This window comes from Christiangramia echinicola DSM 19838 (assembly GCF_000423065.1).
GTDB classification, from domain to species: Bacteria; Bacteroidota; Bacteroidia; order Flavobacteriales; family Flavobacteriaceae; genus Christiangramia; species Christiangramia echinicola.
On sequence record NZ_AUHG01000012.1, the window covers coordinates 394,208 to 412,624 of the forward strand.

Annotated in this window: 16 protein-coding genes; 11 read left to right on the forward strand and 5 right to left on the reverse strand. The window is 36.4% G+C overall.

Translation table 11 applies throughout. From position 1 onward, the window contains the following. The first annotated feature begins 22 nt into the window (after nt 1-22). Nucleotides 23-268: a hypothetical protein gene (locus G530_RS0111140; protein ID WP_026934613.1), complete on the forward strand. Its 246-nt coding sequence runs from the start codon at nt 23-25 to the stop codon at nt 266-268. Here G530_RS0111140 and G530_RS0111145 read toward each other — a convergent pair. Beyond that, nucleotides 265-1,437, reverse strand: coding sequence for a GlmU family protein (locus tag G530_RS0111145; protein ID WP_026934614.1), 1,173 nt, complete (start codon nt 1,435-1,437; stop codon nt 265-267). The two genes, G530_RS0111140 and G530_RS0111145, sit on opposite strands and share 4 nt — an antisense overlap. Nucleotides 1,438-1,560: 123 nt before the next feature. Then, nucleotides 1,561-1,815 carry a type B 50S ribosomal protein L31 gene (locus tag G530_RS0111150; RefSeq protein ID WP_026934615.1) on the reverse strand — a complete coding sequence of 85 codons (255 nt, stop codon included), beginning with the start codon at nt 1,813-1,815 and terminating at the stop codon, nt 1,561-1,563. A 150-nt stretch (nt 1,816-1,965) separates the two neighbouring features. Between G530_RS0111150 and G530_RS0111155 the strand changes: the two genes are divergently transcribed. The 4 genes from G530_RS0111155 to G530_RS0111170 are packed head-to-tail and all read left to right on the forward strand — an operon-like array spanning nt 1,966 to nt 7,072. After that, nucleotides 1,966-2,496 (forward strand): DUF4199 domain-containing protein, encoded by a 531-nt coding sequence (locus G530_RS0111155; RefSeq protein ID WP_026934616.1) that lies wholly within the window; start codon nt 1,966-1,968, stop codon nt 2,494-2,496. A 2-nt stretch (nt 2,497-2,498) separates the two neighbouring features. Further along, a complete protein-coding gene (locus tag G530_RS0111160) occupies nt 2,499-3,458 on the forward strand; it encodes a glycosyltransferase family 2 protein (RefSeq protein WP_026934617.1) in 960 nt (319 codons plus the stop codon). A 49-nt stretch (nt 3,459-3,507) separates the two neighbouring features. Continuing rightward, nucleotides 3,508-5,238 (forward strand): phospho-sugar mutase, encoded by a 1,731-nt coding sequence (locus G530_RS0111165; RefSeq protein ID WP_026934618.1) that lies wholly within the window; start codon nt 3,508-3,510, stop codon nt 5,236-5,238. A 10-nt stretch (nt 5,239-5,248) separates the two neighbouring features. Continuing rightward, nucleotides 5,249-7,072 (forward strand): ABC transporter ATP-binding protein, encoded by a 1,824-nt coding sequence (locus G530_RS0111170; protein WP_026934619.1) that lies wholly within the window; start codon nt 5,249-5,251, stop codon nt 7,070-7,072. Between the two features lie 16 nt (nt 7,073-7,088). On the opposite strand, the gene G530_RS0111175 is transcribed toward G530_RS0111170, so the two are convergent. Then, nucleotides 7,089-7,463 (reverse strand): hypothetical protein, encoded by a 375-nt coding sequence (locus tag G530_RS0111175; RefSeq protein WP_026934620.1) that lies wholly within the window; start codon nt 7,461-7,463, stop codon nt 7,089-7,091. A 393-nt stretch (nt 7,464-7,856) separates the two neighbouring features. Between G530_RS0111175 and G530_RS0111180 the strand changes: the two genes are divergently transcribed. Genes G530_RS0111180 through G530_RS0111190 form a run of 3 tightly spaced genes read left to right on the forward strand, consistent with a single transcriptional unit; the run spans nt 7,857 to nt 9,391 of the window. Then, on the forward strand, nt 7,857-8,369 hold the full coding sequence (locus tag G530_RS0111180) for an RNA polymerase sigma factor (RefSeq protein WP_422678747.1): 513 nt from the start codon (nt 7,857-7,859) through the stop codon (nt 8,367-8,369). 31 nt (nt 8,370-8,400) lie between these two features. Beyond that, entirely contained in the window at nt 8,401-8,934 is a 534-nt protein-coding gene (locus tag G530_RS0111185) for a hypothetical protein (protein ID WP_026934622.1), read from the forward strand. Nucleotide 8,935: 1 nt separating this feature from the next. Continuing rightward, complete coding sequence (locus G530_RS0111190) at nt 8,936-9,391, forward strand: hypothetical protein (protein ID WP_026934623.1); 456 nt, start codon at nt 8,936-8,938, stop codon at nt 9,389-9,391. 73 nt (nt 9,392-9,464) lie between these two features. Here G530_RS0111190 and G530_RS0111195 read toward each other — a convergent pair whose 3' ends face one another. Further along, on the reverse strand, nt 9,465-10,529 hold the full coding sequence (locus G530_RS0111195; RefSeq protein WP_026934624.1) for a WD40/YVTN/BNR-like repeat-containing protein: 1,065 nt from the start codon (nt 10,527-10,529) through the stop codon (nt 9,465-9,467). A gap of 161 nt (nt 10,530-10,690) precedes the next feature. Here G530_RS0111195 and G530_RS0111200 point away from each other — a divergent pair, with 161 nt between their 5' ends. Next, entirely contained in the window at nt 10,691-11,902 is a 1,212-nt protein-coding gene (locus tag G530_RS0111200; protein WP_026934625.1) for an RsmB/NOP family class I SAM-dependent RNA methyltransferase, read from the forward strand. Between the two features lie 34 nt (nt 11,903-11,936). Here the strand turns inward: G530_RS0111200 and G530_RS0111205 are convergent, their stop codons facing one another. Beyond that, a complete protein-coding gene (locus tag G530_RS0111205; protein WP_084519457.1) occupies nt 11,937-12,506 on the reverse strand; it encodes a DUF4377 domain-containing protein in 570 nt (189 codons plus the stop codon). Between the two features lie 237 nt (nt 12,507-12,743). On the opposite strand from G530_RS0111205, the gene purL reads away from it, so the two are divergent. Further along, nucleotides 12,744-16,409: a phosphoribosylformylglycinamidine synthase gene (purL, locus tag G530_RS0111210; protein WP_026934627.1), complete on the forward strand. Its 3,666-nt coding sequence runs from the start codon at nt 12,744-12,746 to the stop codon at nt 16,407-16,409. 124 nt (nt 16,410-16,533) lie between these two features. Further along, nucleotides 16,534-18,315 (forward strand): AMP-dependent synthetase/ligase, encoded by a 1,782-nt coding sequence (locus G530_RS0111215; RefSeq protein WP_026934628.1) that lies wholly within the window; start codon nt 16,534-16,536, stop codon nt 18,313-18,315. Nucleotides 18,316-18,417: the final 102 nt, after the last annotated feature.

Consider the following 18,417-nt stretch of genomic DNA (forward strand, 5'->3'; position numbering starts at 1 on the left):
CTCTTTTATCAATAACATCAATATGAAATTTGGCAGAGCAAATCCCGCCAATTTTGACTACGAGGGCAAAGAAGAAAATGCCACTTTGAGGGAATCAGGAAATGGATTTAAAAGGATTATGTCCAGATCGCGAATCACCGAAGAAGACCTTGAGCATTTTCGATTAGAGATCATTAAGGAACATAAAAAAAAGCATTCCAGAGTTTTATTGGTCTCTGCAATACTTTTTCTATGCTTATTAGTTCTAGTTTCTATTTTTAGCTTCTAGGCTCTGCGCCATTTAGCCGAATAGTCGAATGCATATTTAAGAATATCCCGGTCATCCTGGGTTAGATCAATATTACGCCTTTGCATTACTAGTTCAGCCGTTTCCAATGCCTTTTCCAGCTTATAAGTAGTGGTTCCTGCGCTTCCTCCCCAGCTAAATCCCGGAATAAAATTACGAGGAAAGCCGCTACCAAATATATTGGCACTTACTCCAACCACTGTTCCAGTATTAAACATAGTATTGATTCCGCATTTACTATGATCTCCCATTATAAGCCCACAGAACTGCAAGCCGGTTTTCGCGAAATTCTCGGTCCTGTAATTCCATATTCTTACTTCAGCATAGTTGTTTTTCAAGTTAGAATTATTTGAATCCGCCCCTATATTACACCATTCACCTAGCACAGAATTCCCAAGATAACCATCGTGACCTTTATTTGAATTCTGAAAGAAAACGGAATTATTAATTTCTCCTCCTACTTTACAGAAAGGCCCTATAGTAGTTGGTCCATATATTTTTGCGCCTAATTTTACGGTAGCATTCTCACAAATAGCAAAAGGACCTCTAATCAAAGAACCTTCCATTACTGTGGCATTTTTACCGATATAAATAGGTCCGGATGAAGCATTCAAAGAACAATTTTCTACAACAGCCCCTTCTTCGATAAAAATATTTTCAGCAGCTTTTACAAAATTAGATCCATCAATATCTTTTGATTTTCGCTCCCTGGTTAAAAGTGCAAAATCCAGATTCAAAGCTTCTCCATTTTTTGAAAATATATCCCAGGTATTTGAAATAGAAAGTACATCATTGCTAGCTTTCTTAGAGTCAAACCCAGAAATATCTTTGTCTAAGGTTCCCTCCTGAAAATATGCAACTACCTTATCATCTCTGATCAATTTTTCATTTGCTTGCAAGGCATTTATTTCCCTAATCAATTCTTCGGTAGGGATAACAGATGAATTGATAAAAATATTTTGCTCTTTAACCCCTAAAGGCCATTTACCACTTAGATACTCTTCAGTTTTGGTTGAAGTTTTCTTTCCCAACATTTTCTCCCATTTCTCCCTGATCGTAAGTATACCAATCCTGATATCTGCGACTGGCCGGGTAAAGGTAAACGGCAGAAGGTCTTCTCTTTCAGGACCATCATAAAGAATATAATTCATCTTTGGTGAAATTTTTCTCAAAATTAATAGTTCCTGATTAATTAAAAAGGAATTATCTCAAAATCATCAACGTAAAAAAGCCGCTTAATAGCGGCTTTATATATATTTAAAAGACAGGAAAAATTACTTCTTCTTGAATTTTGAGTATTTGTTCTTGAATTTGTCAATTCTACCAGCACTATCCACAAGCTTAGTTTGTCCTGTGTAATACGGGTGAGAAGTTCTGGAGATTTCCAGTTTTATCAACGGGTATTCAGTTCCGTCAACTTCAATAGTTTCTTTTGTTTTCGCTGTAGACTTAGTAATAAATACATCTTCGTTAGACATATCTTTAAAAGCTACTAATCTATAATTTTCCGGATGGATTCCCTGCTTCATCGCTTTGATCTTTTAATTTTCGAGGTGCAAATTTAAGTAATAACTTCCCAACTACAAACATTTTTCAAAAAAGTTTTTCTGGAATTTTGAATGTAACGTTTTACTATATTTGTTAACTAACTGCTAAACTAATCAAACTTCTATTAAACTATGGAAAATCCAGCTAAAAAAATTTCTACTTCCTATGGCCTTTATTTAGGTTTATCATTAATACTAATCGTTGTATTAGCTTATGCGTTTGATCTTAGCCTATTTACAAAATGGTGGTTTGGTATTTCTCTGCTTGTTTTTGTTATCATTATGGCAAGTATGGCTACCAGCAAGGCTAAAAAAGTAAGCACCAGCCTTTTTAAATTCAAAGATGCATTTGGGGCTTATTTTCTAACGGTTTTTATCGGAACTTTCATTTCTTTGCTTTTTACAATGATCCTTTTTAATGTTGTTGACTCTGAAGCTGCTGAAACATTAACTGAATTGACCATTGAATCCACCAGGGATATGATGGAAGGTTTTGGAGCTCAGGAAGCTCAGATAAATGAAGCTCTTCAGCAAATGCAGGAGGAGAACCAATATTCTTTTTTAAATCAATTAAAGGGATATGCTTTCCAGTTGATCATGTACGCAGTTGTAGGGCTTATAGTAGCTCTTGTTTTTAAAGAAAAAGATACCACAAACGCATAAATATGCAGATATCGGTTGTAATACCACTTCTTAACGAAGAACAATCTCTTGTTGAATTATATAATTGGATCGTAAAAGTTTTACGGTCCAATTCCTTTTCTTACGAGATCATTTTTATTGATGATGGCAGCACAGATGGTTCCTGGAGAACCATTGAAGCTTTATCTAATAAGGATGACCGGGTTAAGGGAATTCGCTTCAACCGTAATTATGGTAAATCTCAGGCTCTGCATGCAGGATTTTTAAAAGCTGAAGGAGATGTTGTAATCACTATGGATGCAGATCTTCAGGATAATCCTGAGGAGATCCCAGAACTTTACGACATGATCATCAAAAAGGAAAATGATCTTGTCTCGGGTTGGAAGAAGAAGCGTTATGACAACGTGCTGACTAAGAATTTACCATCCAAACTTTTCAATGCGGCCGCAAGAAAAACTTCAGGAGTAAAACTTCATGATTTTAACTGCGGACTTAAAGCTTACCGGAAGGATGTCATAAAAAATATTGACGTTTATGGAGAAATGCACCGTTATATTCCAGTTTTAGCAAAAAATGCAGGTTTTTACAGGATAACTGAAAAAGAAGTTCAACACCAGGCTAGAAAATATGGGACTACAAAATTTGGGGTTAACCGTTTTATTTACGGCTTCCTGGATCTAATAAGCATCTGGTTCTTATCTAAGTTTGGCCGTAGACCAATGCATTTATTTGGCGCCCTTGGTGTTCTTATGTTCCTCATAGGTTTTATTACAGCAGGATGGATAGGACTTTCTAAACTCTATAAATTATACCATGGTATTCCTAATATACTTGTGGTAGATAATCCCTGGTTCTACATCGCGTTAATCGTAATGGTCATAGGTACTCAGTTTTTCCTGGCGGGCTTTCTCGGGGAACTCATACTCAGGTCTAAACGTGATAAGGATCGATACTTAATAAAGAAAACCACTCCTAATATTTAGGGGCTTTCAGGTTTTAATCATTATTTTTGCCTAGCAAAACAATCTAATTATGGCTACTAATAAACCAGAAATTCTTCAAAAAGCTGAAGAATGGCTTACTGATATATTTGACAATGATACCAGGTCTGAGATCAACAGGCTTATCGAAGAAAATCCTAAAGAATTAGAAGAGAGCTTTTATAAAAATGCTGAATTCGGGACCGGGGGAATGCGTGGAGTTATGGGTGTGGGGACCAACCGAATCAATAAATACACGCTCGGTAAAAACACCCAGGGATTATCAAATTATCTAAAAAAATCTTTTCCTGAAAAAGACATTAAAGTAGCCATAGCATACGATTGCCGTAATAACAGCCAGGAATTAGCAAAAGTAGTTGCTGATGTTTTTTCAGCGAACGGGATAAAGGTTTTCCTTTTTTCTGAATTAAGACCAACTCCTGAACTTTCTTTTGCGGTGAAACATTTGGATTGTCAATGCGGAATTGTATTAACGGCAAGCCATAATCCTCCTGAATATAATGGATATAAAGTTTACTGGGAAGATGGAGGTCAGCTTGTTCCCCCACAGGACATAGAATTGATAGAAACTATCAATAATCTTGATTATAGTGCTGTCAATTTTAAAGCAAATGAAGATCTTATTGAAAAGATCGATGAAGAAGTTGATAAGGTTTTCGCCCAGGCTTCGGTTGAAAATGGAAGTTTTGATACGCCGGCTAAAGATCGTGAGAATCTTAAAGTTGTATTCACTTCTCTTCACGGGACTTCAATAACCATGGTACCTGAGGTTCTTGAAAAAGCTGGTTTTACCAATGTTCATATTGTGGAAGAACAAAGAGCGCCCAATGGTAATTTCCCCACTGTTATATCGCCCAACCCAGAAGAGCCGGAAGCTTTAAAAATGGCACTTGAAATTGCAGATAGAGAAAATGCTGATATTGTAATTGGTACAGACCCGGATTGTGATCGTCTTGGAGTTGCTGTTAGAGATCTTAACGGAAAAATGATCTTGCTAAATGGAAACCAAACCATGCTCGTTATGACCTGGTTTTTACTGGAGCAATGGAAAAGGTCTGGTAAGATGGACGGAAATGAATTTGTGGCCTCAACCATCGTTTCTACGCCAATGCTTAAGAATCTTACTGAAGCGTATAACGTAGAATACATAGAAGTTCTTACGGGCTTCAAATGGATAGCCAAACTTATTAAAGATCATCCGGAACTTGATTTCATAGGAGGCGGAGAGGAAAGTTTTGGTTATATGGTTGGTGACTTTGTTCGCGATAAGGATGCAGTTACCGCTACCCTACTCGCTTGCGAAATTGCAGCAAAAATGAAGGCAGAAGGAAATTCTTTCTATAGAAAACTATTACAGCTATACACTCAATATGGTCTTTATAGAGAGGAATTAATTTCTTTAGTGAAAAAAGGAATTCAGGGAGAACAGGAGATCAAACAAATGTTGATCGACCTAAGAGAGAATCCCTGGGAAGAAATTGATGGAGAAAAAGTAGTTCTTATAGAAGACTATAAATTATCTATCGCCAAGAACGTTCAGGATTATACAGAAAGTGCAATTGATATTCCAAAATCTAATGTGCTTATTTATTATACTGAAAATGGGACTAAGATCGCAGCAAGACCTAGTGGTACAGAACCAAAGATCAAATTCTACATCAGTGTGAATTCAGATCTTGAAGCTGTTGAGAATTACCAGGAGGAAGACCAGAAACTGAGTGACAAAATTGCCCGAATAAGACAGGAACTACAACTGGGCTAACTATTATTAAATGACCTACTTTAGGAAAATACTTCAATTCGCAATTCCTTATAAGCGTTTTGCGATACTGAATATTATTTGCAACGTCTTTTACGCTATCTTCAGCACCCTTTCATTTATTGCATTGATTCCTGTAATCCAGGTTTTATTTGATAAAACTAAAAGGGTTTCTAAAAAACCTGTATGGGATGGAATTAGAAATATCAAGGATTATATTTCAGACTACTTTAATTACGAGGTCACACAACGCGTTAACGAAGATGAAGTAGCCGCTTTAGTATTTATCTGCGGAATAGTTGTCCTACTATTTTTTCTAAAGAATTTATTTGGTTACTTAAGTTCATTTTTTCTAACATTTCTGCGGAATGGAGTTCTCAGGGACCTTAGAGATGCGATGTATAAAAAAATACTTGCTTTACCGGTTTCTTATTTTTCTGAAAAACGAAAAGGAGATACTATTTCAAGAATAACGGCAGATGTTAACGAAGTACAAACATCCTTTCTATCTATTCTTGAATTAATTGTTAGAGAACCACTTACTATTCTTTTCACCATCATTGCCATGCTGTTGATGAGTGCAAAGCTTACCTTGTTTGTATTTATTTTTCTTCCGGTAGCTGGATTTATTATATCGATTATTGGTAAACAATTAAAAAAGCAATCTAACCTGGCCCAGGAAGAAAATGGCCATTTTTTGAGTATCGTGGAGGAAACATTATCAAGCCTTAAAATCGTTAAAGGTTTTAATGCCGAGGATAAGTTTTATAATCGATTTCAGGATTCTACCAACAGACTGAATCATATTCTTAATAAACTGGTGAATCGCCAGAATTTAGCCTCACCAACCAGTGAATTTCTGGGAATCTTTGTGATAGTGATCATACTTTGGGTAGGTGGAAATATGGTCCTTGTAGAAGGCAGCCTTGATGCGGCAACTTTTATAGCTTTTCTCGGCCTCGCCTATAATATTCTTACACCTGCGAAGCAAATTTCAAAAGCATCTTACAGTGTAAAAAAGGGAAATGCAGCTGCTGAAAGAATTCTCGCAGTACTGGAAACACCATCTACGATTACAGATGCTCCAAACGCTATAGATAAGAAAAATTTTGATTCAGAAATAAGTATTGAGAATATAGATTTTAAATACGAGGATGAAAAAGTATTGAAAAACTTCAGCGTTACCGTACCTAAAGGTCAAACTGTAGCATTGGTAGGTCAGTCTGGATCAGGTAAATCAACAATTGCGAATCTTATCACGAGATTCTATGATGTAAATGAAGGCTCTATTAAAATAGATGGAACAGATATAAGGCAAATAAAAAAGGCCTCGTTAAGAAATTTAATGGGTCTGGTGACTCAAGATTCCATTTTATTCAATGATACTATTAGAAATAATGTTTCACTGGGTAAAGACTATGCATCAGATGCAGAGATCATAGATTCTTTAAAAATTGCTAATGCCTGGGAATTTGTAAAAGACCTACCTGCAGGCCTGGATACAAATATTGGTGATAGCGGTAATAAATTAAGTGGTGGTCAAAAACAGCGCTTATCCATAGCCAGAGCGGTACTTAAAAATCCTCCGGTGATGATACTTGACGAAGCCACTTCAGCTCTTGATACCGAAAGCGAAAAGCTTGTACAGAAAGCACTGGAAAATATGATGAGAAATAGAACTTCTGTAGTTATAGCTCATAGGTTATCTACCATTCAAAACGCAGATAAGATCGTAGTGATGCAACGGGGTGAAATTGTAGAGCAGGGAAGGCATCAAGAATTGATTAGTGCTAATGGCACTTATAAAAAGCTTGTAGAAATGCAATCCTTTGATTAAAATATAAAAGCCCGGTTTACTTCGGGCTTTTTTTTACTTGAGATATTTCTTGCGCTGCTAAAGCCTGGTCATAATTTGCTTTTAAAACTGAAAAACTTCCGAAGAACTTTTTGCCATCCTTCCTTTTTATTTTAATGATTGTATTACCATTTTCAACTTGATTAACTTCAGTTATCTCAACTAAAATTCCATCGAGTTTCTTATAATTCGCCACTCCTCCCCTTTTAATAATAAAATTAGGCCTTGGAAATTGTAAGTGAGAATACTGATAATTTTCCGAAGCTTCAATTCTTAAAAGGTCACCTACCTCAATATCTTCAGTATGTTGAGCCACAACAGGATTTGAAAAACAAAGCATGAATAAAATTGCCAGACTACTAATACGTTTCATAAGATTTAACTTTTTAAATGATTCTTACCAGAAATAATAAAATAAAAAAATGGATGATATATGTAGGTATCATCCATTTTTTATTAAAATTATTTTCACTTTGGGGCAAGTAAAAATAATGCGACTCAACTCAATTTTGTTTGGGGCAAAAAAAGATTAAATCATTTTGATAGTATAAAGATAAGAATAAAAACTATTCAAACAAGTAAAAATAGCTTTTTATCTGTTTTTTATGTCTTTTATCGATGTTATTCCTTGAATTCGCCTATATTATCCTACATAAATCAAGTTGAAAATTGACTTAGGAAACTTTATTGTTTTCAATACCTTTACGCAAAAGAAAAAGCTATTCACCCTGTGCTGCCAAATTCCGAAGAACAATTTGTAAAAAAATTGCAGAACAGCTCCACTTCACAGGAAGCTTTCAGGGAACTTATATCTCTTTATAAGGAAAGGCTCTATTGGCATATTCGAAATATGGTAAAGAGTCACGATGACACAGATGATGTTCTTCAGAATACTTTTGTAAAGATCTTCAGAAATATTGATAAGTTCAAAGGAGATAGCAAGCTATATAGCTGGATGTACCGTATAGCCACAAATGAAGCGATTACCTTTTTGAATAAAAAGGCTCGAAGATTGCAAATCACTTCTGAAGAATTAAAAGATCAGATTATAGACAACCTTCAAAGTGATGTTTATTTTGAAGGTGACGAGATAAAACTAAAATTACAAAAGGCAATTTCAACACTTCCTGAGAAGCAACAGCAGGTTTTCAATATGAAATACTTTGAGGAATTGAAATATCGCGAAATGTCTGAAATACTAGAAACAAGTGAGGGCGCTTTAAAAGCCTCCTACCACATTGCTTCTAAAAAAATAGAGGAATATTTAAAAACGAATTAAACCTTTACTTAAAAACACTGTCAAAGAATTGATGAAAACCAATAGACCAAAATATTCACACATATCTGGATTCAAGGTCCCTGAAGATTACTTCGGGAATCTTGAAGACAAGATGCTGGATAATTTTAATATGCAAGAGTCTGTTGAATTAAAATCAACTGGGAGTGGATTTAAAGTTCCAGACGGTTATTTTGATACGCTGGAAGAAACAATTACCTCCAGAACAAATCAACAGAAACCTCGTGTTATAAGTCTTTTTAAGAAAGAGTATATTTTCTATGCTGCTGCAGTAATTGCATTATTTGCATTGTTGTTAGGTGATTTCTTTAAATCTGGTTCAAATCAAAACATAGGCTGGGATGATATAGAACTTTCGGCCATGGAAAACTATATTGATGAAGGTTATGAGATGGGTTATATTGATTTGAACTCCTCAGAATATTCAGATTTTATATTTAACGGTGGTCAGCTGGTTCAGGAAGAGGATTTCAATTCTGTAAATTCTGATGCTGTTTTTGAATATATCGATGAAAATTTAGAAGACCCGGCCTTTATACTTGAATGATATGAAAAAACTAATTTTAATATTCTGTATTTTCCTGACCGCTTTACCTTCTATGGCGCAGGATAAAGATAAAGAAGCTCATAGAGAACGTATTAAAGCTCTTAAGGTCGCCTACTTTACTCAGGAGCTTAATTTAAATGAGAAAATTGCAGAGAAGTTCTGGCCCATCTATAATAAGTACGAGAAAGAAAGGCGTGATCTACACAAGCGTGAGCATATAGACTTAAAAAATGTAGAATGCATTTCTGAAAATGAGGCTGAAGATCTTATTGATGAATTTCTTAATGTAGAGAGTGAGGAATACAAGATAAAGAAGCAACTTTTTAAGGACCTGAAACAGATCATTTCAGCAAAAGATATCATCAAGCTTCATAAACTTGAAGATGAGTTTCATAAAAAATTAATAAAAGAATATCGCTCTAAACGAGAGCAGAAAGACGCTAATAGTAGTGAATAGACTTCTATTCACGTTTAGTTTTTTGGTTAGTTAGTTAAATAAACCGGTAAATAATCTCTACCGGTTTATTTTTTTATTGGAATTTCAATTTTGCAATCCTGCCCTTTCCCGCTGCATATGCTACACTGTCGTTTATAAATCTCAAGGTATAAAATCCTTCGTCTGAAAGCTTTTCCCAGTTTTCACCTGAGTCCTTACTATAATGGATTCCTGTAAAACCTGTAGCAACAAGGCCTTCACCTTTAGAATCTGGCACAAATCGTATAGCACTTTTATAACCAGGATCTTTACCTTCCGCAATTAATTGCCAGGATTTCCCACCGTCATTAGTAATTGCTTTATTACCAGAATTGCCTTCAGGATTGGTATAATCTCCCCCAATAATTACGCCTTTCTTAGCATCATAAAAATCTACACTATATCCTCCGGTTGTCGCTTCTCCCTGAAGCAAAGGAGTATCAAATACTTCCCAGTTCTTCCCTTTATCTGCTGAATATAATATTCTTGATTTCATTCCTCCAGTAAGTATCCATGTATGATCACCTTTAATCGAGATATTAGAATTACTGGCAGCAAATGCAGCTTCTCCTTCAGCCGCTTCGGGTAGATCTTTACAATCAACTTTTTTCCAGCTATTACCGCCATTTCTGGTTATGATCATAGAAATACAGCCATCGGTTGGATCGCCCATTGCTATACCTTCCTTATCATTCCAGAAAATCATGGAATCATAAAAAACCTTTTCATTCTCTTCCATATATACAAGTTCCATTTCACCGTTATCTCCGGTTTTATATAATAGTGCAGGATTGGCTACGCTAAGCATGAAAAAGTCATTCGAAGTACTGGCGACAGCCCTGAATTCAGGACTAATTGTATCGAATTTCTGAGTATTGATCTTCCAGGTATTATTCGATGAATTGAATAGTCCATAGGTTCCATTATTCGCAGCAAAGGCCAGGCTACTACCCATGATCTCTATTGCTCGTATACTAAGTGAATCATTTTCAAGTATAACTTCTGTTTCTACAGATGTGAATTCCCTTGGTTCTGTTTGAGCACTTTCCTCTACCGAATTTTCCTTATCGCTTTTACAGGCAAATGACAGTAAAATCAGTAAAAAACATAATTTTTTCATCTTTAAAATATTATAATATAGCCTTCATTAATGGTTGATCAATTTGATTGGTAATGGCTTTTTACCAAATATTCCTTATTGACTTTCAATTTTAGAATTTGGATCAAATATAAATTAATCCGTTTCAAAAAACCGTAACTTTGCCGCCTTAAAGAATATTTATGCGCCTACACAGGAATCTTGTTTTTGCTACTATTGATGCTTTAGCCGAAATTTTTAATGAAGGAAGTTATGCCGATAAGGTTATAGAGAAAACCTTGAAAAGGGATAAACGATGGGGATCGCGTGATAGAAGCTTTATTGCAGAAACTACTTATGACATTGTTCGATGGAAAAGACTTTACGCTGAAATTGCTGAAGTTAAGGAGCCTTTTAAAAGGGAAGATCTCTTTAGAATGTTAGCTGTTTGGTGCGTGCTTAGAGGAGTCCAGATTCCTGACTGGCCTCAATTCGAAAAGACTCCCGAGAGACGTATAAAAGGAAAGTTTGATGAACTAAGTAGAATTAGAAAATTCAGGGAATCTATCCCAGACTGGATGGACAAGCTTGGTGAAGAGGAACTTGGAGATAAAGTGTGGACCAAGGAATTAAGTGCGTTAAATAGCCAGGCTCCAGTAGTTATAAGAGCTAATAAGTTGAAGACTACACCGAAGGAGCTTGCGGTAAAGCTGAGTGAAGAAGGAATTGAAACTACCGACCTTAGAAATTATCCAGAAGCCCTGGAATTAAAGCAACGTGCTAATATATTCAGAACTAATGCCTTTAAAGATGGCCTTTTTGAAGTTCAGGATGCTAGCTCACAGCGAGTGGCAGAATTCATGGATGTTCAGCCGGGTATGCGTGTAGTAGATACTTGTGCTGGTGCAGGAGGAAAAACCTTGCATCTAGCTGCATTAATGGAAAATAAAGGACAGATCATTGCCCTTGACATCTACGGAAATAAGCTTAAGGAATTAAAACGAAGAGCTAAGCGTGCTGGTGCCCATAACGTGGAAACTAGAAGTATAGATTCTACAAAAGTCATCAAGAAACTATATAATTCTGCAGATCGTGTTCTTATAGACGCACCTTGTAGTGGTCTTGGTGTATTAAGTCGAAATCCAGATGCTAAATGGAAGTTACAACCAGATTTCCTGGACAAGATCAGAAATACTCAGCTCGAAATTTTAGAGCAGTATTCTAAGATCGTGAAGAAAGGCGGAAAATTGGTTTATGCAACCTGTTCTGTTCTACCTTCAGAGAACCAAAAACAAGTTCAAAAATTCTTGAAAACCGAAGCAGGTAAAGATTTTAAATTATTACGCGAGAAAAGTATTCTTTCCAGTGAAAGCGGTTACGATGGCTTTTACATGGCCGCTCTTGAAAAATCATAAAGCGACCAGACTAGTTCAAAATCTGGAATTCAGCTTAGTTTGTAATACTTTGCAGAAGAAGACTTTCGTCTGGACCGTGAATAAAGGTTCCTGTGACTTTTTCTTTTGTATTTAATTCTTCTGTAAGTGTTTCGCACATACTACTGCAGTCAATTTTATATTGATTGAGTAGAAAAAATTCGTTTTCAGATTGAGTCACGAAATTTTCATTATAAGATTTTAAGTGAATATCAAAGGTTTTACCATTCTGAACCCTTTCTTTAGAACTTACGCTTACCAATACATATTTTATCGAGGAACCATCTGCAGGTGGATTTTCGATATTGATCTTTCTCGCTTTAATTGTATAAATATATCCAAGCTCATAATCGAAACCTTCAATTTCATCATAAAAAAAGTGCCAGTTATTTGCTCCAATCTCGCCTCCTTCCTGCACGAGATATACCAGACACTGGCCCTCACCTACAGCGGTTTGACGAAAATGATTAATCCGAATATCCACTATATCAGTGGTACCTGGAGAATCACCATTTAAAGAACAGGATACACTTAAAAATGAAGTTAGTAATCCCATTAAAAGAATGAAGTGTAATTTTAGATCCATAACAATATTGATTGATGATATTAAGGTAAGAAATAACTTAATTTACTAGAATGCTTTAATCGTTAAATATTTATTTTTCAACGTTTTGAGTTAATAATTATTTCTAAAGAAATAAAACCTTATAGCATTCTAAATTCAGGTAAAAGACTTCAAAGAATTATTCAGGGTATTAATTTTAATGATTAGGTATAAAAAAGTAAATTTGTGCCTTTGAAAAACAACACAAACACAACCTAAATGATCCTTTTCTTCGGAAACCAAACAACCAAGATCTTTGCTGTGGAAACACACTCAGAACTTTCAGCTCAGGAAATTTCTAAACTCAACTGGCTTTTCGGAAATACGCAACAAATACATAAATCTGCTCTGGCAGATTTTTTTGTTGGTCCCCGTGCCGCCATGATCACTCCCTGGAGTACCAATGCAGTTGAAATTACCCAGAACATGGGCATACATGGCCTAATTAGAATCGAAGAGTTTTTAAGAGTAGATGAGCATTTTCATGATTTTGATCCCATGCTATCTCAAAAATATGAGGCGCTGGATCAGGATATTTTTGATATTCATATTAATCCTGCCCAGATCATTGAGGTTGATGATATTGAAGCTTATAACAAACAGGAGGGTCTGGCCCTGAATTCTGAGGAAGTAGCCTACCTGCAAGGATTAGCAGATAAATTAGGTAGGAAATTGACAGACTCTGAAGTATTTGGGTTTTCTCAGGTGAATTCTGAACATTGTCGCCACAAGATCTTCAATGGAACTTTTGTGATAGATGGAGAAGAAAAATCTGAATCCTTATTCAAATTAATTAGAAAGACTTCCGAAGAAAACCCGAATGAAATAGTTTCGGCTTATAAAGATAACGTTGCCTTCGTAAAAGGTCCAAGGGTAGAACAATTTGCACCTAAGGCTCCAGATATTCCTGAATATTACCAGGTTAAAGATTTTGATTCGGTAATTTCTTTAAAAGCCGAAACCCATAATTTCCCTACTACCGTAGAACCGTTTAACGGAGCTGCAACCGGTAGTGGTGGTGAAATTCGCGACAGACTTGCCGGTGGTAAAGGTTCACTCCCACTTGCAGGAACTGCAGTATATATGACATCTTATTCCCGATTGGAAAAAGATCGTAAATGGGAAAACGGAATGAAAGAGAGAGACTGGTTGTACCAGACTCCAATGGATATTCTTATAAAAGCTTCTAACGGAGCTTCAGATTTTGGAAATAAATTCGGGCAGCCCTTGATCTCGGGTTCAGTTCTTACTTTTGAGCACTCAGAACATGATCGCTCTCTTGCCTATGACAAGGTGATCATGCTTGCCGGTGGTATTGGATATGGAAAAGAGAACCAGGCCCTGAAAGACGTCCCAAATAAAGGAGATAAAATTGTTGTTCTTGGCGGTGAGAATTATAGAATTGGAATGGGTGGAGCTGCTGTATCATCTGCAGATACTGGTGCATTTAGCAGTGGTATAGAATTGAATGCAATTCAACGATCAAATCCAGAAATGCAGAAACGTGCGGCCAATGCTGTTCGCGGAATGGTAGAGCTTGATAGAAATCCAATAGTATCTATTCACGATCATGGTGCCGGCGGGCATCTTAACTGTCTTAGTGAACTTGTAGAGGAAAAAGGCGGAAAAATAGATCTGGACGCCTTACCAATTGGAGATCCTACCCTTTCAGCAAAAGAAATTATAGGCAATGAATCCCAGGAAAGAATGGGGTTGGTAATAGGTGAAGCCGAAATAGCCCAACTAAAAAGAGTGGCAGATCGTGAAAGATCGCCAATGTATGAAGTAGGAAATGTGACGGGTGACTATCGATTCACTTTTGAAGGGGAAAAATCGGGACAGAAGCCGATGGATCTTGAACTTTCAGATATGTTTGGCAGTTCTCCTAAAACGGTAATGACCGATAAAACGATTAAAAGAAGTTATGAAGACCTAAGCTATCAAACTTCTAAGATCCATGATTACCTTAACCAGGTTCTGCAATTAGAAGCTGTAGCCTGTAAAGACTGGTTAACCAATAAGGTAGACCGCTGTGTAACTGGAAGGGTTGCCAAACAGCAGACTGCTGGCCCCCTACAATTACCATTGAATAACTGCGGAGTTATGGCTCTGGATTATAAAGGAAAAGAAGGTGTGGCAACCTCTATTGGCCACTCCCCTATTTCTGCCTTGGTAGATCCTGTTGCTGGTTCAAAGAATTCTATTGCCGAATCTTTATCTAACCTTGTTTGGGCTCCCGTAGAAAAAGGTTTGAAATCTATTTCACTTTCGGCTAACTGGATGTGGCCTTGTAACAATGAAGGTGAAGATGCCAGATTGTATGAAGCCGTAGAAGGTATTTCGAAATTTGCCATTTCACTTGGAATAAATGTTCCTACAGGAAAGGATTCACTTTCCATGAAACAGCGATATAAAGACGGTGAAGTGATCTCTCCCGGAACGGTGATCATTTCAGCTGCTGCACATTGTAATGATATAACCAAAGTAGTTGAACCGGTACTTCAAAAGGATGGCGGTGATATTTACTATATCAACCTTTCTCAGGATAAATTTAAACTTGGTGGTTCTTCTTTTTCACAAATTCTAAATAAAGTTGGTAGTGAAGTCCCAACCATAAAGGATGATAAAAAATTTGCCGAGACTTTCAACGCTATTCAGGAATTGATTAAAAAAGATCTTATTCTTGCCGGTCATGATGTGGCTTCGGGTGGATTGATCACAACCCTTCTGGAAATGTGCTTTGCAGATTTAAAACTTGGTGCAGATCTAAACCTATCTGCATTAGACGAAAAAGACATTATAAAACTTCTTTTCAATGAAAACTGCGGAATAGTATTTCAGGCTAAAGACAATTCAGTTGAAGAATTTTTGAATGAAAAGAAGATTGAATTTTTCAATATTGGTAAAGCAACTAATGGAGATAAATTAAATATTAAAAGTTCAGGTACAGATCTAAGTTTTGATATTTCAGAATTAAGAGACACCTGGTATAAGACATCTTTCCTTCTTGATGAGCGTCAAAGCGGAATTGACAAAGCAACGGAACGCTATCATAATTATAAGGAGCAGCCTCTGGAATTCAAGTTACCTGAACATTTCACGGGAAAATTACCAAAGCTAGATTCATCAAAACCGAAGATCAAAGCTGCGATCATACGTGAAAAAGGATCAAATTCTGAAAGAGAAATGGCCAGAGCCATGTATTTAGGGGGATTTGATGTGAAAGACGTTCATATGACCGATCTTATTGCTGGAAGAGAAACCCTGGAAGATATTCAGTTTATAGCGGCAGTTGGTGGATTCTCTAATTCAGATGTATTGGGAAGTGCCAAAGGTTGGGCCGGAGCTTTCTTATATAATGAAAGAGCTAAAGAGGCTCTTGACAAATTTTTCGCTAGAAAAGATACATTATCATTAGGGGTTTGTAACGGTTGCCAGTTATTTATAGAACTTGGACTAATTAATCCAGATCATGATCAGAAGCCGAAAATGCTTCATAATGAATCACACAAATTTGAATGTAATTTCACTTCAGTAGAGATACAGCAAAATAATTCTGTGATGCTTTCAACACTTGCAGGTTCTAAATTAGGAATATGGGCAGCACACGGAGAAGGAAAATTCAGCTTCCCTTATGAAGAAGAGAAATATAATATTGTTGGGAAATATGGTTATGAAGGATACCCCGCAAACCCTAACGGCTCACATTATAATACTGCAGTTCTAACCGACGATTCTGGTAGACACCTGGTAATGATGCCACATTTAGAGCGTTCTACCTTTCAATGGAACTGGGCACATTATCCAGAAGGAAGAAAAGACGAAGTTTCTCCGTGGATAGAAGGATTCGTTAATGCCAGAAAATGGCTGGAAAAGAAGCAGTAAGCAGATATTTTTATGAATAAAATTAAAGGGATGTTAAAAACATCCCTTCTTTTTTGCATTATCAATTTGAAGTAGCCCCCTTTTTTGCTATTTTGCACAGCACATTACTAAACTGTCCAACTTGATGAATGAAATAAAACGACTCTTTGATTTCCCTTATTATCAGTTAGAAAAATTCCCTTTAGAGGAAGCACTAGCCACGAAATATGGTAACGAATGGAAAACTCTTTCTACTCAACAATATATAGATCAAGCCAATGCGATAAGCCGGGGACTTTTAAGATTAGGTATAAAGCCTAATGATAAGATCGCAGTAATATCAACTTCGAACCGGACAGAATGGAATGTCATGGATATTGGTATCCTTCAGCTTGGTGCTCAGAACGTGCCAATTTATCCTACGATTTCTGAAGAGGATTACGCATATGTTTTAAATCACAGCGAGGCAATCTACTGCTTTGTGTCAGACCAGGAAGTTCTTGATAAGGTTAACCGTATTAAGTCAACTACACAACTCAAAGAGGTATATAGCTTCGACGAAATTACAGGGTGTAAAAACTGGACTGAAATTCTGAAAGACGGTGAGGACAAAGGAAATCAAGATGAAGTAGAGAAAGCAAAGGCAGCGGTTAAACCAGATGACCTTGCCACCTTAATATATACCTCTGGAACTACAGGTAAACCAAAAGGTGTGATGCTTACGCACGATAATATTGTAAGCGATGTACTGGGGAGCGCACCACGCGTACCATTTGAGCCTGGAACTTATGTAGCCTTGAGCTTTTTACCGGTGTGTCACATCTTTGAGCGCATGATTCTATATCTATATCAATACTATTCGGTTTCTATTTATTTTGCCGAATCTATAGATAAGATAAGTGACAACCTAAAAGAGGTGAAACCACACGTAATTTCAGCTGTTCCCAGGTTACTTGAAAAGGTTTATGACAAGATTATTGCGAAAGGAACAGCCCTTGATGGTATAAAGAAAAACCTTTTCTTCTGGGCTGTAGAATTAGGTCTGGAATATGAACCATACGGAGCTAACGGATGGTGGTATGAAACAAAATTAAATCTGGCCAGAAAAATTATTTTCTCTAAATGGAAAGAAGGTCTGGGAGGTAATATAGAACTTATAGTTTCAGGTAGTGCCGCCTTACAACCGAGGCTGGCTCGTATTTTCGCTGCTGCAGAAATTCCTGTTATGGAAGGGTATGGTCTTACTGAAACATCTCCGGTTATTGCAGTGAACGATCAACGTAACCATGGCTTTAAAATAGGAACTGTAGGTAAGGTTTTAGATAATGTAGAGGTTAAAATAGCTGAAGATGGAGAGATCATGGCTAAAGGGCCAAACATCATGAAAGGTTATTATAAGGATGAGGAGAAAACAAGAGAGGTTCTAAAGGACGATGGTTTCTTCCATACCGGTGATATAGGTGAAATAGATAAAGATGGATTTCTTAAGATCACCGACAGGAAAAAAGAAATGTTCAAAACTTCTGGAGGTAAATATGTGGCTCCTCAGTTAATAGAGAATATCATGAAACAATCTAGATTCATAGAACAGATCATGGTAGTTGGAGATGGAGAAAAAATGCCTTCAGCTTTAATACAGCCAAATTTCGAATTTATTACAGACTGGGCGAATAGAAAAAATATTGATCTTGGTAAGGGAACAGAAACAGATATAGCAAATAATAAATTGGTTAAAGAACGTATACAGGAAGAGGTAGATTTCTATAATCAGAAATTTGGTAAATGGGAAAGAGTAAAAACTTTTGAGCTTACTCCAGATACCTGGTCTATAGATGAAGGTCACCTTACTCCTACTATGAAACTTAAAAGACGAATTATTAGAGATCGATATTCCGATCTTTACGAAAAACTATATGGTAGATTTTAAATTGCCATTAAGAATATGATAAAAAAAACTCCTCCTAACCAGAGGAGTTTTTTTGTTTTAAGATTATTTGGTCCGTTAATTCAGTATATTAATATTTTTAAA